Below are 15074 nucleotides of genomic sequence, written 5' to 3'. Positions count from 1 at the left end.
TTCTAAACGTGATTTAAGATTTGAACGGGTAACGCTATTAAAGATTAAAACATTAACCAGTTCAAACAGTTAACCAATTTTCTTATCTTTGCAGCCTGATGAAACAAAATTATTCAAATCTTATCGCTGTTAAATTTCTTTAACCAGGTTTCATCGCCATTTTTACCCCAAATTTATTATGCTTAACCCTGAAATAGAAAAACGTAAAACCTTTGCCATTATTAGTCACCCCGATGCGGGCAAAACCACATTGACAGAAAAATTTCTGTTGTTTGGTGGTGCCATTAACACAGCTGGTGCGGTAAAACGGAATAAAGCGAACCAAAGCAATACTTCCGATTTTATGGAAATTGAGAAGCAGCGTGGAATCTCGGTAGCTACTTCAGTTATGGGTTTCGAATACAGCGGCAAGCGAATTAATATTTTGGATACCCCTGGGCACAAAGATTTTGCTGAGGATACTTACCGAACGCTTTCTGCTGTGGATAGCGTTATTTTGGTGGTAGACTGTGTAAAAGGAGTGGAGGAACAAACCGAAAAACTGATGTCGGTTTGTCGGATGCGTAACACCCCAGTAATTATATTTATCAATAAAATGGATCGTGAGGGAAAAGAAGCTTACGATTTACTGGATGAAATTGAAGAAAAACTAAACATCAGCTTGTGCCCGCTTTCATGGCCAATTGGTCAGGGCCACACCTTTAAAGGTGTTTACAGCATTTATAACAAACATTTAAACCTATTCAATTCTGATAAAACCAAAGTAACCGATTCTGTAGTGGCGGCAAACGATTTGAACGATCCTTCTTTGTTGAACTACCTAAAAGAAAATGAAATTAACAACCTGAAAGATGATGTTGAATTGGTTGATGGTATTTATGGAAAGATTGATAAAGATCTATATACCGAGGGTTTGGTTGCTCCAGTATTTTTTGGAAGTGCCATTAACAATTTCGGTATTAAGGAGCTTTTAGATACGTTTATTGATATTGCGCCAAGTCCCCGCCATAGAGAAGCCGAAGAGCGTGATGTATTGGTAGAGGAGAAAAATTTTAGTGGTTTCGTATTTAAAATCCATGCCAACTTAGATCCAAAACACCGCGATAGAATTGCATTTTTACGGATTTGTTCAGGGAAATTTGAACGCAACAAATTTTATTACCATACCCGCCAGGATAAGAAATTAAAGTTTTCGAACCCGATGGATTTTATGGCGAATGAGAAAAGTATTGTTGAAGAAGCCTGGCCAGGTGATGTGGTTGGCTTATATGATAGTGGCAACTTCAAAATTGGCGATACTTTAACTGAGGGCGAAAAATTGCAATTTAAAGGTATTCCAAGTTTTTCACCATCTATTTTTAAAGAGGTAGAAAATATGGATCCGATGCGTACTAAACAGTTGGAGAAAGGTATTGAACAACTAACTGATGAAGGGGTTGCGCAATTATTCGTGATGCAGCCCGGAAATAGAAAGGTGATTGGTGCGGTTGGTGAACTTCAGTTTGAGGTAATTAACTTCCGTTTAGAACATGAATATGGTGCTAAATGTCGTTTCCGTACCTTAAGTTACACACGCTCGAGCTGGGTAACCTCAACCGACAGAAAAAAACTGGATGAATTTGTGAAGCGTAAGCAACAACATATTGGATTTGATAAAGAGGCAAACCCCGTTTATCTATCAGACAGTGACTATATGATTAATTTAACGAAGCAAGATTACCCGGATATCGATTTTCATAAAACGAGCGAATTTAAGAGCTAAATTTTCTTTCTTGTCCATGCAACTAAAATTTACAAATTTTCGTCTGATAAGTAACAAACTAAAAACTATGAAAAACAAATTTGCTTTCGTTACTTATCTATTGTTTATCCTTTTAGTATCTTCTTGCGCAACGCTAAAAACGGATTCAAAGTCGTGGACACTTTTGATTCCTTTAGAAGCTAAAAAGAAATTAACAGTGAATTTGGCAGATACAAGTGCATTTAATGTAGATATACAAAATCCAACTAAAGATACCTTGATCATTAAACAGCCGAATACTCAGGATCAGGTTATTGTTAATGATAAAGTTACGCTGTCTATTCCGGCTGGAAATCATCTGGAGATTTTAAATGTTTCTAAAAAGACTATCAAGCCAATTGTCAGGATTTTCGATCATAAAGCTAAAGTTGTGTCAGCAGTTTCAGCGTTTTAATAGGATCAATAATTTGATTAATTATAGAACAATCAAATTGCAAACCGATGATTTAAATTATCAACTTTCTCCTTTTCTTTGTCAGATCAATTAAAAACATCATGGTTAACTATAGCGAAATTTTCAATGAGCAAGGAATGGATTATCGAACGTACCGTGCACTGGTAGACCAGCTTTTGCTGGAAGGGAAGGCTACCGGCGATGTTACTTACGATCTGCACTATACAAAAATGAATGTGCAACGTATGAACCGAGTTGATAAAACCTCAAGTTTGACAGATGAACTAACTGCTACCATCGATAATTTTAAAGCCAACTACAAATTTTTGGTAATTACAGAAGGTTGGTGCGGAGATGCGGCTCAAATTATTCCTGTTTTTAATAAAATAGCCACGGCGTCTTTAGGTAAAATTGATTTAAGATTTGTACTTCGCGATAAAAATCTTCCTTTGATAGATGCGCATTTGACTAACGGAGGGAGAGCAATACCAGTTTTAATTATCCTGAATGAAAATGCAGATCAAGTTTTAGCAACATGGGCACCACGTCCACAGGTTTTGCAAGAATTGCTTAAAGAGTGGAGAAAAGAAACAACTGAAATGCCTGTTTTGGCAGAGAAGCTTCACAGCTGGTATGCTAAAGATAAAACACAAACAACACAAGCAGAGTTAAATGTGCTTTTAAGGGGATTGGAAGTAAATAACTAATCTTCTTCACTATCTTTTTCGTAGCCTTCATAGTAGTATGATTGCTCAATTCCTTTGAAGATTACTTCTCTATTATCTACATCATCTGTGAGGTGAGCCGCAAGTAGGGTTTTTAGCTCTAGATCATTTATAGGACTGCGTTCCATCGCTTGTAGATACAATGTCTTATCAATAAACTGCCAGTTAACCAATCGCGTGAGGCGTTCTTTCAAGATCATATCAAGCCAAATTCGCATTGTTCTACCGTTCCCTTCCATAAAAGGGTGTGCAATATTCATTTCTACATATTTAGCTACAATTTCTTCAAAAGTGCTTTCTGGCATCTGTTCTACTTTTACCAAAATCTCATTTAGGTATAAAGCTGTAGCAAATCGAAAACCACCTTTAGAGATATTTAGTGTTCGTATTTTGCCTGCAAAATCAAACAAGTCTTTAAAAAGATAGAGGTGTATATCTTGTAAGGCTTGCGTAGTGCCAATTTCTATTTCATAGATATCTCCACTCTCGAATAATTGGAATGCATTCTCTAAACTTTTTTTATCAATACTTTTCATGCATTATTTGAACGAAAACTTTATCCAAAATCTAATCAACTGAAACCGTTAATCCTTCTTGCTGTAAAATTTTACGGTAAACTTCCATTTCAGTAAAAGAACCTTCCAAAACTGGGCACTTTCCGTCATTATGCACTTTCCACGCAATTTTTTCCGCCTGAGATTCGTTATAATCCAAATACTTCATCATACAGTAAATTACATGATCAAAAGTATTTACATCATCATTCCACAAAATAAGGCGATGTACAGTTTTCAGGGAAGTTAAAATTTCTTCGAGCGTAAAGGTCTCTTCTTTGGTTTCTGTAGACATGGTTGCAAAAATAAACAATAATTAGAAGATTTGAGATATTAGATTTGACAAGTCAGACGATATGCGTTTCCTATCTCTCCCTCATCTCATATCTTTATAAAATAATTACATTTACCTAATCAAATATATGAGCATGCATCAATCCAAAATAGCAGGAATAGGTTACTACGTTCCAAAAAATGTTTATACCAATACCGATTTAAGTCGTTTTATGGATACCAACGATGAGTGGATTCAGGAACGAACCGGGATTAAGGAACGTCGTTTTGCCGATCGAAATGAAGAAACTACCACCACAATGGGAATTGAAGCAGCAAAGATTGCTATCGAGCGTGCAGGTATCACCGCAAAAGATGTCGACTTTATTGTTTTTGCCACCTTAAGCCCTGATTATTATTTTCCAGGATGTGGTGTTTTGCTACAACGTGAAATGGGGATGGGCGAAATTGGTGCCCTGGATATTCGCAATCAGTGTTCAGGATTCGTTTACGCACTTTCGGTGGCCGATCAGTTTGTGAAAACCGGGATGTATAAAAATGTTTTGGTGGTGGGTAGTGAAAAACATTCGTTTGCTATGGATTTCGAAACCCGCAGTCGTAATGTTTCGGTAATTTTCGGCGATGGTGCAGGTGCTGTAGTTTTGCAACCTACAGATGAAAAAGGCAAAGGAATTTTAAGCACCCATTTACACAGTGATGGTACCGATGCAGAAATTTTAGCCATGTATTATCCAGGTTCTCATGCAAATAAATGGATGAAAGATAAACCTGCTTTTCCTGATCAGGAATTAGGCGGCTTATTTATGACTCCAGAAATTTTAGAAAGCGGTGCAGCACTGCCCTACATGGACGGGCCGTCAGTTTTCAAAAAAGCTGTGGTAAAATTTCCAGAGGTTATTAAAGAAGCTTTGGCTGCAAACAACTTAACGGAAAAGGACATTGACATGCTTGTGCCACATCAAGCAAATTTACGGATCAGCCAATACGTTCAAAACTTGTTAGGCTTGAGCGATGATCAGGTATTTAATAATATTCAAAAATACGGAAACACCACAGCAGCATCTGTCCCTATAGCTTTGTGCGAAGCCTGGGAAGCTGGAAAAATTAAAGATGGTGATTTAGTTTGCCTTGCCGCATTTGGATCAGGTTTTACCTGGGCAAGTGCGCTAATCAGGTGGTAACTTAAGGTAAAAGGTTGAGGGTATGAAAGCTTAAGACTAATATCCTCAACGTCATTTTGTTTAGAATAGTAAATTTTATTATCTATTTGAAGTTTAAATCCTTCCTTTATAAAATAGCGCAACGAAGCCAAATAAGATGAAGCAAGCACTAATGCAGGAAAAAACTATAGTGGTTGATGCAAGCCCCCTGCTAATACCATAATTTTCGTTATAAAATATAAATTCCTTTATTCCGACACTATTTTCCTCAAAATCACGGCTTCTATCTACCACTTTAACCATTTTGTTCTTATGTTTGAATTGAAATATGGGATAATACACATATGTAAACCTTTTATTATTTACCCGTTTAACAGCAACAATCGTAGCTTCGGTTTTTGTTCCGAATAGTAATGGGCGATACGAACTTATCAATCCATAAGCCAGAAAAAATCCGAGCAGGATCAACGAAACTCCAAATACTTTTATCAGTGCCATTTCAATTTTTGTCCTTGGTCTAATAGCTTTTTAACCTTTAATTCCTCGCTATAAAATCCCTCAGGTAACTACATTCACCGGCTGCCACCTGATAAAACGGCGTTTTGCTGTATTTCAATTTCAATTCTTTGAAATACGGATTGTTGTAATTTGCATTGATGAAATTTTGATATTTCACATCATCTTTATCCCAATAACTAAATGAATTTAATTTGGCGTTCAAAATTATTTGCTTTTGAGCACATTTGGCGAGCATGAATGTACATTTTGCCTTAAAATCTGCATTTGTACTCAGCGCTCTAGCTTTCAAATACCAGCTTTTGGCAGTTTGAGCTTTTTTATAGTCTGCATCATAACCGTACTTTGCCGGGCTTGCATTGTCATAAGTTGACCAATCGTAGCTAATTAAAAACCAGCTATTTCCATAGTAGCCAGTTTGATATACCGCATTTGCCATTTTGTAATAATAAAGTGCAGCATTCTTCTGGTCACTAACAATCAGTCTTTGTAACCGAAGCATTTCCGCAGCAAAAGTTTTCTTCGTAACAGAAGCTTTTGCCACTACATATTTTTTAGGAAAATCATTTATCGTTTGGATAAATGGGTTTGCATAAAGTTTAGAATTTGCATCATCGGCATAATAATCTTCAGGATTAAAATAGTTGTAGTTTGGTGATACTTTTGCAAACATTTGAACCGCTTTATCGTACTGATGTGTTCTTAGATAAGTGGTTCCATACAGTTCAAAAAAATCATCGTCACTCAGTTGATTTAAAGCTTTTGCCAACAATGCTGTCACATCTGTTCCTGTAGTTTTTTTCTTGTAGTTTAAAAGTCCTTGCATGCTTTTAGGACTTAAATACTGTTGCCAGAAAGATTTGCTCTGATAGCTTATATTCTGAAAAAGCGAATTTTCTTTTAATGTTCTGGATTCCAGATCGCCTTTTACCATTGCCAGTGCAGCCTTTGCGGTATCGCCTAATTTTATGTAAGCCGGAGCTAATATTTGCTGGTAAAAATTTCTTGTTGTTCTGCTAAATTTTTTTTCCTCATTTCCCCAATCATTAACCTGAATTTCATTTTCAGCGAATCGCTTTTCATCGAGCCATTTTAACGCTGGCAACAAATCGTTCTCGTTAAAAGCATTGCCTCTTTTGATGTTTTTCGCTTTGATCAACAAGTCTGTGATCCGATATTGATCACGTAATTTTTCAGGAAGTTTCTCTGCGTTTAGGATGGCTAAATAGTTCGAAGCCAGGAGATCTTTATTTTCCATCCACGATAGATATGCAGCTGTTAAAGTACCCAATTCTGGCTGCGGGTATTTCTTTTCGGTTGCTAATTTAACTGCAAAATCTCTAACCAGGTTTAACTGTTTTAAGTTCAGATTTTTAACACTATCCCTTTGTCGCAGGTTATTCTCAGAGAAATAATAGCTATAGGATATTTTTGCAATATCATTCGCCTCAATCAATGCCTGCTCCAGTTTGTTAACTTCTCTAACCAATAACGCCCCGTTAAGCTCACTTTTGGGTTCGTATTGATATACTTTATACAAACTTTCAATATTAAAATCTGGATTTCCAAAGCCGTTAATTGCCCAAATATTGGCCTTTTCACTATTGGTTTTTGCATATATCAGGGCTCCATCTACAGGAGCGCTGTTGTAATAATAATTCTTATAAGCCTGCACTCTCCTTTCCGGGTTGGTTGCAAAAACTTTTGAAAATAAAAATGCAGATTCTGCCGGATTTCCTAATCGGCGAATAGAACCAGCATAAAGTGCCAAAGCCCATCCTTTAACAGCACTATTGGTTTTATTGGTTTTGATAAATTTTTCGTAAACGGTTTTGCTATCGGTATGTAGGCCTGCATAATGAAACATCCGCTCTGCTTGATAAGCATAACGCAATTTTAAGAAATTATCTTTTTCCAATTCCGTTAATTTAAGGGCTTCTTTCGCAAGCACATCCATTTGTGTGCTATCTCGTGGTATTGGATCCCAAAGATTGAAATTAATATTAGCATGGGGCTCACAGCTTTTAGCGAAAGTATAATATTTCAAGGCGGATTTGTTTTTGCTCAATCCTTGTACAAAAGTGTTTTTTTGCAAACTATCTGCCAAATCTGAAAGCTTTCCGTCGAAATGTGCAAGCTTGTTACTTGTTGCACTATCTACATTGTACATAATCTCATGAACATCCTGTTCCTTAACATCTAAATATTTCGCCCATTCTCGGCTATTAATTTGCGATTCGCTTTCTACATCTTCCTCGTTATTCAGATAAGCCATTTGGTTATAAGCAAAAGGCGTGTACTCATCACCCCCAATGTTGTTATGGAAATAGGAAATATAATAATCATAAGGATCAATTTCGCCGCCACAGGCGATGTTTACCGCGATTTCGCCAAAGAAAGTAACAAGAAAAACGCTAAAAATTAGCGATAACTTTTTGAAAGTCTTCATGTGTAAAATGTTTTAAAAGGTCGGTATCGAGATGATAAAAAACGAGATTTCGCTCTTCAGGTTTTAAATATCGGGATAAAAAATTAGATGTTGTAAATAAATCTCCGGCAGAAATTTCCTCCCACCTAATCACGTCGCCACGTTTTAACCCTGCCGCTGGATAATCGATTAAGAGATCGTATAAAATGGAGCGGCCTCTTTGCTTAAATAGTTTTTTGTCATTTATTTGATCTTTGGTAATTCGTTTAGAAATTCCAGCATATTCTTTATTCCTGAATACGACTGCCCACTCAAAAATTGGTAAGGCAACATCAAGCTTTAATGGGTAATTTCGGAGGTAATCTTTTAAATAGATATTCATTTCTCTTTGATCAAGAATGGAATTTTGCTCGCCATATTTACGCAGATTCCCCATGTTGTAACACATCAGCATGGCCTTTTTTACTGGGGGAATACCACTGGTCGATTTGTTTTTTACCTGATGTAATCTTAAGGTGACGGAAATTGTTTTGTTCTTAAAAAGCGGCTGAGCTTTCAGTTGATCAAGAAAATTGAAATACTTGTCTCTAGTGGTTTTAGTCCAATCGCAGTCTATTTGAAGTTCAGAATAATCCGTCTTTCCGGCCTGCTGAACTTTTGCATCAACAAATACTGCTATTCTATTGGCTAGCGATTTTATTCTGCTCGAATCTATGTCATTAAAAATATGGTTAACAATAAAAACTACTGGAATGATGTCGATTGTTTTTGGAAGCGGATTGGAGAACTTTATAGGAGAAATAGGAACATCCTGTTGAAAGTCGGGATTAAAATCTACATCCATAATGCGAACATAAAGCGATTTCGACTTAAATTTCCGGAGGTAATCAGTTTCAACTTTGTTGTTTTTATAGTTTGTTCTCCAAAAATAAAAAGTGGGCTGAACGATTGACCTTTGCCTACAACCGAATAAGAAAAATATAGAAATCACTAAAATACTTATCTTGCGCATATCAATTTTATTGATCAAAAGTAAGATAAAATGCGAGCAGTTTTACAAAGAGTTACACAAGCAAGTTGCACGGTTGATGGCACAATCACGGGCGAGATTAAAACCGGATTTTTGGTGCTTTTAGGCATTGAAGATGCCGATACAACCGATGATTTGGATTGGCTTGCTCAAAAAATTGTTAATATGCGGGTATTTGGTGATGAAAATGGCTTAATGAATAAAGCGTTGTCTGATGTTAATGGAGATATTTTGTTGATCAGCCAGTTTACCTTATTTGCATCTACGAAAAAAGGTAACCGCCCAGGTTTTACCCGAGCCGCGAGGCCAGATACGGCTATTCCGCTTTACGAAAAAATGATTGAGAAATTGTCGACTTTAATGGGCAGGAAAGTGCAGACAGGGATTTTTGGAGCGGATATGAAAATTGCTTTGGTAAATGATGGGCCAACTACAATTTTAATTGATACGAAGAATAAAGAGTAAAAACCTCTATTTCTCGTCACTGCAATCTTTTAAAGGAGATTTTAGTTTAAAGAAATAATCAGCGAAATATAAAAGCTAACACGATGACCATTAATGAAGCACAGGAAACAGTAGATCAGTGGATCAAAACTACAGGTATCAGGTATTTTAACGAGTTAACCAATACTGCTATTTTAATGGAAGAAGTGGGGGAGGTAGCTCGGATTATGGCTCGGCGATACGGTGAGCAGTCATTTAAAAAGAGTGATGAAGCGGTAAACCTTGCCGATGAAATGGCCGATGTGATGTTCGTGCTGATTTGTTTGGCCAATCAAACAGGTATTAACTTGACCGACGCTTTTCAGAAAAACCTCGACAAGAAAACAATTCGCGATGCAGACAGGCATAAAAACAACGAGAAGCTAAAATAATTTTAAAGCCTTTAGTCGGTAGTAACGAGTTAAATTAGCGCTGCTGAAATTTGCTTTGATATTGAATCGGCTTATGCTTTCAATGCTCCCTTTAGAAAGTTGGAGGTACAAACTCCATTAAAGTTCTGTAGGCCACAAAGCGATTTTTAAACTTTCTGTTTAAACTCTCTTGTAGCTCTGGAGCAAATTCGCTTTGGTATTCGTTGTAATTTTCTAAAGTTTCGGCAACATATTGTGCACAATAAGTTACGCCTTCATTTGGCGAATCAAGCACCTTTAATAATCGATTGGATACAAACATTCCGGTAGCCATCACTTCTGGAATATGGGTTTGCTGCATCCATTGCAACCATTCTTCAACTGCAGCATCATCTAAAATTAGGGTAACATTATATAAAAGCATGTTGCAAAGATAATAAATGTGCCCAAGTAAAAGAGAGATGAAAAACTGAATTTCTTATATTCGGCGATTATTTAGAGGATACTCATGATTGAAATTTCAACATCGCGAACAGTAAAGGATTTAGAAGGTATTATTACGCTTCAAAAAAAGAATCTAAGAGCCGATTTAACTGTGGAAGAAATTGAACAGCAAGGTTTTGTAACGGTTTCGCACAAGCTTGATGATTTGGAAAAAATGCATCATCATGAACCGAACATCATCGCTAAGGACGGTGAAAAGGTAATCGCTTATGTATTGGGGATGACGGAACAATCGAAAAATGATATTCCCCGATTAGTAGAAATGTACGAGAGTTTCGATCACATTCAATATCATGGAAAATCGGTGGCTGAGTATCAATATATTGTGGTGGGCCAGGTTTGTGTTGATAAAGATTACCGTGGGAAAGGCTTATTTGATCAATGCTATCAGGCTTATAAGAATTTTTTCGAAGATAAATTTGAATTCGCAATAACTGAAATTGCCACTATAAATCTACGTTCAATGAAAGCGCATGAGCGTATTGGCTTCAAAACGATTGATACCTATACAGATCAAATGAGCACAGAGTGGAATGTGGTGGTTTGGGACTGGAGATAAACTATTGAAGGTTTATCAAGGCTTGCTTAACTGCATTATCGGTTTGATTCACTGATCGGTAATAGCCTACGTCACCAAGGTAATAGCGGCATAGCAATGCTTTCAAATCGCTCAAAATTACAGGCTTAGCATTGTACAATTGAAAACGATCGATCTGTACGTTTTTGCGTTGAATATAACCTATGAAATCTTTGAAATCATTATCTCCTAAAGTAAAAGAATTGATGTTTTGTTCTACAAAGCCAGCGTTATATTTGTTTGTTAATACATTGAAAACATAATCTGATAAAATCTTTTTGCTTACCAGGGTAGCATAAAATTTATTGTAACCAACGGTATCAAGTTTAACAAAAACATCTGGCTGTATGCCTCCACTAGGCTTTTGTTTTCTTACATTTTGTGTAGCTACGCCTTCTGCTTTTTCTATTGAATCCTGAAAAGAAGTGCGATCTCCGGTCAGTTCTCCATCCATCATTCTCTCATCCAACTCATGTTTGTAAGCATCATAACCTTTTTTGTACGATTTCTGAATGCTTCTTCCCGACGGCGTATAATACCGGGCAATGGTTAAGTTTAAAGCAGATCCATCACCAAAAGAAAACTGTTCTTGAACCAGTCCTTTGCCAAAAGATCGCCTGCCTACAATCACCCCTCTACCTAAATCTTGAATAGCACCTGCAACAATCTCACTTGCCGATGCGGTATTCTCGTTAATCAATACCGCTAATTTCCCATTTTGAAACGCTCCAGTACCGGTTGAAAAATAATCGGTACGAGGTTCGTGTTTACCCTGAGTGTAAACAATGAGTTTATTTTCAGGTAAAAACTGATCAGCTAAACCCGTAGCAGCAGAAAAATACCCGCCGCCATTGTCGCGGAGATCGAGGATGAGCTTCTTCATCCCTTTGGCTTTTAAATTATTAGCAGCAGTAGCGAAATCATTATCGGTATTTGCTCCGAACTTACTAATTCTAATATATCCAGTTTCAGGATTAATCATATAAGAAGCATCAATACTACTAATGTTTACCTTACCACGGGTAACCATTAACTTACTTTGTACCTGTGTTCCATTATGCATTAAAACAACGCTAACACCGCTTCCGGCTTTACCTCGAAAACGTCCGGTTAACTGCTCTTTTGGCAAGTTTCGCCCGCTTACAACTGCGGTATCAATACTCAAAATTTTATCTCCCAGTTTTATTCCGGCCTGGTAGGCAGGCCCGTCTTTAACTACTCCAGTAACCATCATCGTATCATTGAGCATGTAATACTCAATGCCAACACCTTCAAAGTTACCCTCTAAATTGTTGGTCATATCTTGCGCATCGGTTGGAGGCAAATAAACACTATGGGGATCTAGTTGATGTAGAACACTATCTATAGGAAGATTCTGTAAAGAATCAGTATTAATTTCATCAACGTAGTTTTTATTGATAATGTGCAGAATCTCTTCAAGTTTTCCGTCACTATTTACAGCCAGCTGCGGACTTCGCTGAACGCCAAAACCCTGGTCTTTTATAAATTTTATCCCCAAAATCATACCTACTATTAAAATTACAGAATAGCTTATTGCAATCAGTAGGTTATTTCGGGTATTTTTTTTCATTAGCGTTGTGCAAATTTATGAAATTTAGCGGGTTACTATATTTTTTAACTGCATTTTCATGTCTTTTGTTTCTAATATTTAACATAAATTAACGGATGTAATTATTCTTACAGCGACAGGAAGATATATTTTTAAGTTTTTAAGCCGTTTTTTAAAAAGAATTTACCGAATTTTATCAAAATTAAATTTATGAACAGAGTTACCGAGCAGGAATCTAATTATGATAACATCGACAAAATGTCGGTATTGGAGGTTTTGCAGGGCATTAATAACGAAGATAAGACCGTTGCTTTTGCAGTTGAAAAATCTTTGCCTCAGATAGAAAAACTAACTTCGGCAGTTGCCGAAAGAATGAAAAAAGGCGGTCGCTTATTTTATATTGGCGCAGGTACAAGTGGTCGTTTAGGTGTAGTAGATGCCTCCGAATGTCCACCAACTTATGGGGTTCCATTTGATTGGGTTGTCGGAATTATTGCCGGTGGCGATACGGCCATTAGAAAGGCAGTAGAATTTGCGGAAGACGATGCCGAGCAAGCCTGGAAGGATTTGGAAGAATTCAACATCAATGAAAAAGATTGTTTGGTAGGGTTGGCCGCATCTGGAACCACACCTTATGTAGTTGGCGGTTTAAATACTGCCCGTAAGCACGGCGTTTTAACCGGTTGTATTGTTTGCAATACTGGTGGGCCAATCGCTGCTGAATCTGATTTTCCTGTTGAAGTTGTTGTTGGCCCCGAATTTATTACCGGTTCAACCCGAATGAAATCTGGTACTGCACAGAAATTGGTTTTGAACATGTTGAGTACTACCGTAATGGTTCAGTTAGGACGGGTAGTGGGAAACAAAATGGTAGATATGCAGTTAACCAATAATAAATTAGTTGATCGCGGAACGCAGATGGTGGCAGATGAATTAAACATAGGTTATGATGAGGCGGCAGATTTACTTACAAAATATGGAAGCGTACGTAAAGCGGTAGAGGCGGGACAACGACAACCACAGTAAATGGATGAATGATATAATGAGTGAATGATAGAGTTAGCATCGCCGTTAAATTCAGTCATTCAAAATTCACTCACTCAAAATTAAATATTAAAATGCACGAAATCGAGCCTTATTACCAGTGGAGAGATGATTATGTTTCGGCAGAAGATGAGCGCTCACCTTTTTATAACACCGAGTATTCGGAAATTTATTTCGACAAGCAGATTTATAATTTCTTGCTGCATCCGCAGTGGGACGAATTTGGATCGAACACCCTTTACATGAAGGTTTTGTATGCTGATTATGATCGCAGTTATGCCATTATCGAATTTATCGGCGAATGGAATGATGCAATTAATAATGATATCATGTTACTTAAACGCGATATTTTAGAATTAATGATGGACGAAGGCATTACCAAATTTATTCTCATTGGCGAGAACGTTTTAAATTTTCACGCATCTGATGATAGCTATTATGAAGAGTGGTTTCAGGAAGTAGAAGATGGATGGATTGTTGGCGTAAATTTTCAAGAACACGTTATTTCCGAATTTAAAGACAATAACATAGATTACTATATCAACTTCGGAGGAGCTTTTGATAATCTGCCTTGGCGTACACTTAAACCGCTACAGTTCTTTAAAAAAGTTGAAGAACTCTTGACAAAAAGATTAAACTAAATTGTTATTTTTAAAATCATTTAAATACACAAAATTAAAAATGGAACAACAAAATTATAATTATCAAACCAATAGTGTCTTTGTACAGGAAAACTCTGTATCGAAGAAGTTTTTTGCAAACGTATTTCTTTGGATGTTTGTAGCGTTGGCTTTATCAACTCTATCTGCTTTTTATATTTCAAACACGGAGTCAGCATTAAGATCATTAATAGATTTTGAAACAGGAAGAAGAACTGCGTTGGGTTATGTGGCAATGTTTGCGCCACTTGGGCTAGTTTTAGTAATGGGAGCTGGCTTTTCGAGACTATCTTATGGCGCCTTGTTAGGTGTGTTTGTGCTGTTTTCTGTGCTGCTGGGCGTAAGTTTAAGTTTCATTCTCTTAATTTACACTGGCACATCGATTATAACTTGTTTTGCTGCAGCCGCAGGTATTTTTGGTATAATGGCTGTTATGGGCTATACAACAAATATAGATTTGAGCAAGTTCGGCCCAATTTTAATGGTTGGTGTTGCCGGTTTATTTATAGCCAGTATTGCAAATATGTTTATCAAAAGTGAACAGTTTAGCTTAATCATGGCATTTGTTGGTATTGCTGTTTTTACAGCATTAACTGCATACGATGTTCAAAAAATTAAAAGAATTGGAATGGGAATTGAAGAAAGCGGAGAATCAATTCCATCTGCTGATACAAAGAAATTAGCTATAATGGCAGCTTTGTCGCTATATCTTGATTTTATAAATATATTCCTTTTCTTGCTACGCATTTTCGGAAGTAGAAAATAATGAGCAAGTTTTTGGTAATCATATTCTTCATTTTAGTTGGCGGCATTATCCAGGCAATTACTGTAACTTATATTACAGATCGTATATTTCTTAGTTGTTTGCCTGGTGCCTTTTGGATGGGATATTTGATTACATAATACAATAAAAGATTCGATAAAAGGGAAACAGTTTAAAGCCCTCAAACAAAACAATATTCTT

17 protein-coding genes are annotated in these 15074 nt (G+C 36.8%); 10 read left to right on the top strand and 7 right to left on the bottom strand.

Going from position 1 to position 15074, the window contains the following annotated elements; genetic code table 11:
- Positions 1–178: 178 nt before the first annotated feature.
- The 3 genes from ASE92_RS15625 (at position 179) to ASE92_RS15615 (ending at position 2902) form a co-directional block, all read left to right on the top strand.
- Positions 179–1762 (top strand): peptide chain release factor 3, encoded by a 1584-nt coding sequence (locus ASE92_RS15625; protein WP_056851049.1) that lies wholly within the window; start codon positions 179–181, stop codon positions 1760–1762.
- Between the two features lie 67 nt (positions 1763–1829).
- A complete protein-coding gene (locus ASE92_RS15620) occupies positions 1830–2195 on the top strand; it encodes a hypothetical protein (RefSeq protein WP_056851048.1) in 366 nt (121 codons plus the stop codon).
- 101 nt (positions 2196–2296) lie between these two features.
- Positions 2297–2902, top strand: coding sequence for a thioredoxin family protein (locus tag ASE92_RS15615; protein WP_056851047.1), 606 nt, complete (start codon positions 2297–2299; stop codon positions 2900–2902).
- Here ASE92_RS15615 and fic read toward each other — a convergent pair.
- Both fic and ASE92_RS15605 read right to left on the bottom strand, forming a co-directional pair.
- Entirely contained in the window at positions 2899–3456 is a 558-nt protein-coding gene (gene fic, locus ASE92_RS15610) for a protein adenylyltransferase Fic (protein WP_056851046.1), read from the bottom strand. The two genes, ASE92_RS15615 and fic, sit on opposite strands and share 4 nt — an antisense overlap.
- 31 nt (positions 3457–3487) lie before the next feature.
- Entirely contained in the window at positions 3488–3769 is a 282-nt protein-coding gene (locus tag ASE92_RS15605) for an ATP-dependent Clp protease adaptor ClpS (protein WP_010599054.1), read from the bottom strand.
- Positions 3770–3902: 133 nt separating this feature from the next.
- Between ASE92_RS15605 and ASE92_RS15600 the strand changes: the two genes are divergently transcribed.
- Positions 3903–4949 (top strand): 3-oxoacyl-ACP synthase III family protein, encoded by a 1047-nt coding sequence (locus ASE92_RS15600; protein ID WP_200926436.1) that lies wholly within the window; start codon positions 3903–3905, stop codon positions 4947–4949.
- Positions 4950–5042: 93 nt separating this feature from the next.
- Here ASE92_RS15600 and ASE92_RS15595 read toward each other — a convergent pair whose 3' ends face one another.
- The 3 genes from ASE92_RS15595 to ASE92_RS15585 are packed head-to-tail and all read right to left on the bottom strand — an operon-like array spanning position 5043 to position 8884.
- Complete coding sequence (locus tag ASE92_RS15595; RefSeq protein WP_056851044.1) at positions 5043–5426, bottom strand: hypothetical protein; 384 nt, start codon at positions 5424–5426, stop codon at positions 5043–5045.
- A gap of 37 nt (positions 5427–5463) precedes the next feature.
- Entirely contained in the window at positions 5464–7893 is a 2430-nt protein-coding gene (locus tag ASE92_RS15590; protein ID WP_056851043.1) for a hypothetical protein, read from the bottom strand.
- Positions 7859–8884: a hypothetical protein gene (locus ASE92_RS15585; protein WP_056851214.1), complete on the bottom strand. Its 1026-nt coding sequence runs from the start codon at positions 8882–8884 to the stop codon at positions 7859–7861. Before ASE92_RS15585 ends, ASE92_RS15590 begins: the two co-directional genes overlap by 35 nt.
- A 30-nt stretch (positions 8885–8914) precedes the next feature.
- Between ASE92_RS15585 and dtd the strand changes: the two genes are divergently transcribed.
- Together dtd and ASE92_RS15575 are read left to right on the top strand one after the other, a co-directional pair.
- Positions 8915–9367, top strand: a complete 453-nt coding sequence (gene dtd, locus ASE92_RS15580) for a D-aminoacyl-tRNA deacylase (protein ID WP_056851042.1) — start codon at positions 8915–8917, stop codon at positions 9365–9367.
- 83 nt (positions 9368–9450) lie between these two features.
- Positions 9451–9777, top strand: a complete 327-nt coding sequence (locus tag ASE92_RS15575) for a nucleotide pyrophosphohydrolase (protein ID WP_056851041.1) — start codon at positions 9451–9453, stop codon at positions 9775–9777.
- Positions 9778–9868: 91 nt separating this feature from the next.
- Here ASE92_RS15575 and ASE92_RS15570 read toward each other — a convergent pair whose 3' ends face one another.
- On the bottom strand, positions 9869–10180 hold the full coding sequence (locus tag ASE92_RS15570) for a DUF4286 family protein (RefSeq protein ID WP_056851040.1): 312 nt from the start codon (positions 10178–10180) through the stop codon (positions 9869–9871).
- Positions 10181–10264: 84 nt separating this feature from the next.
- On the opposite strand from ASE92_RS15570, the gene ASE92_RS15565 reads away from it, so the two are divergent.
- Positions 10265–10819, top strand: coding sequence for a GNAT family N-acetyltransferase (locus ASE92_RS15565; RefSeq protein ID WP_056851039.1), 555 nt, complete (start codon positions 10265–10267; stop codon positions 10817–10819).
- A gap of 1 nt (position 10820) precedes the next feature.
- Here the strand turns inward: ASE92_RS15565 and ASE92_RS15560 are convergent, their stop codons facing one another.
- Positions 10821–12428: a S41 family peptidase gene (locus ASE92_RS15560; protein WP_056851038.1), complete on the bottom strand. Its 1608-nt coding sequence runs from the start codon at positions 12426–12428 to the stop codon at positions 10821–10823.
- A 189-nt stretch (positions 12429–12617) separates the two neighbouring features.
- Between ASE92_RS15560 and murQ the strand changes: the two genes are divergently transcribed.
- The 3 genes from murQ (at position 12618) to ASE92_RS15545 (ending at position 14876) form a co-directional block, all read left to right on the top strand.
- On the top strand, positions 12618–13433 hold the full coding sequence (gene murQ, locus ASE92_RS15555) for an N-acetylmuramic acid 6-phosphate etherase (RefSeq protein ID WP_056851037.1): 816 nt from the start codon (positions 12618–12620) through the stop codon (positions 13431–13433).
- Positions 13434–13525: 92 nt separating this feature from the next.
- Complete coding sequence (locus ASE92_RS15550; RefSeq protein WP_056851036.1) at positions 13526–14092, top strand: hypothetical protein; 567 nt, start codon at positions 13526–13528, stop codon at positions 14090–14092.
- A gap of 1 nt (position 14093) precedes the next feature.
- Positions 14094–14876, top strand: coding sequence for a Bax inhibitor-1/YccA family protein (locus ASE92_RS15545; RefSeq protein WP_235527376.1), 783 nt, complete (start codon positions 14094–14096; stop codon positions 14874–14876).
- Positions 14877–15074: the final 198 nt, after the last annotated feature.

The organism is Pedobacter sp. Leaf41, from assembly GCF_001422545.1.
Lineage (GTDB): Bacteria > Bacteroidota > Bacteroidia > Sphingobacteriales > Sphingobacteriaceae > Pedobacter.
This window is presented reverse-complemented; position numbering and strand designations above follow the sequence as displayed.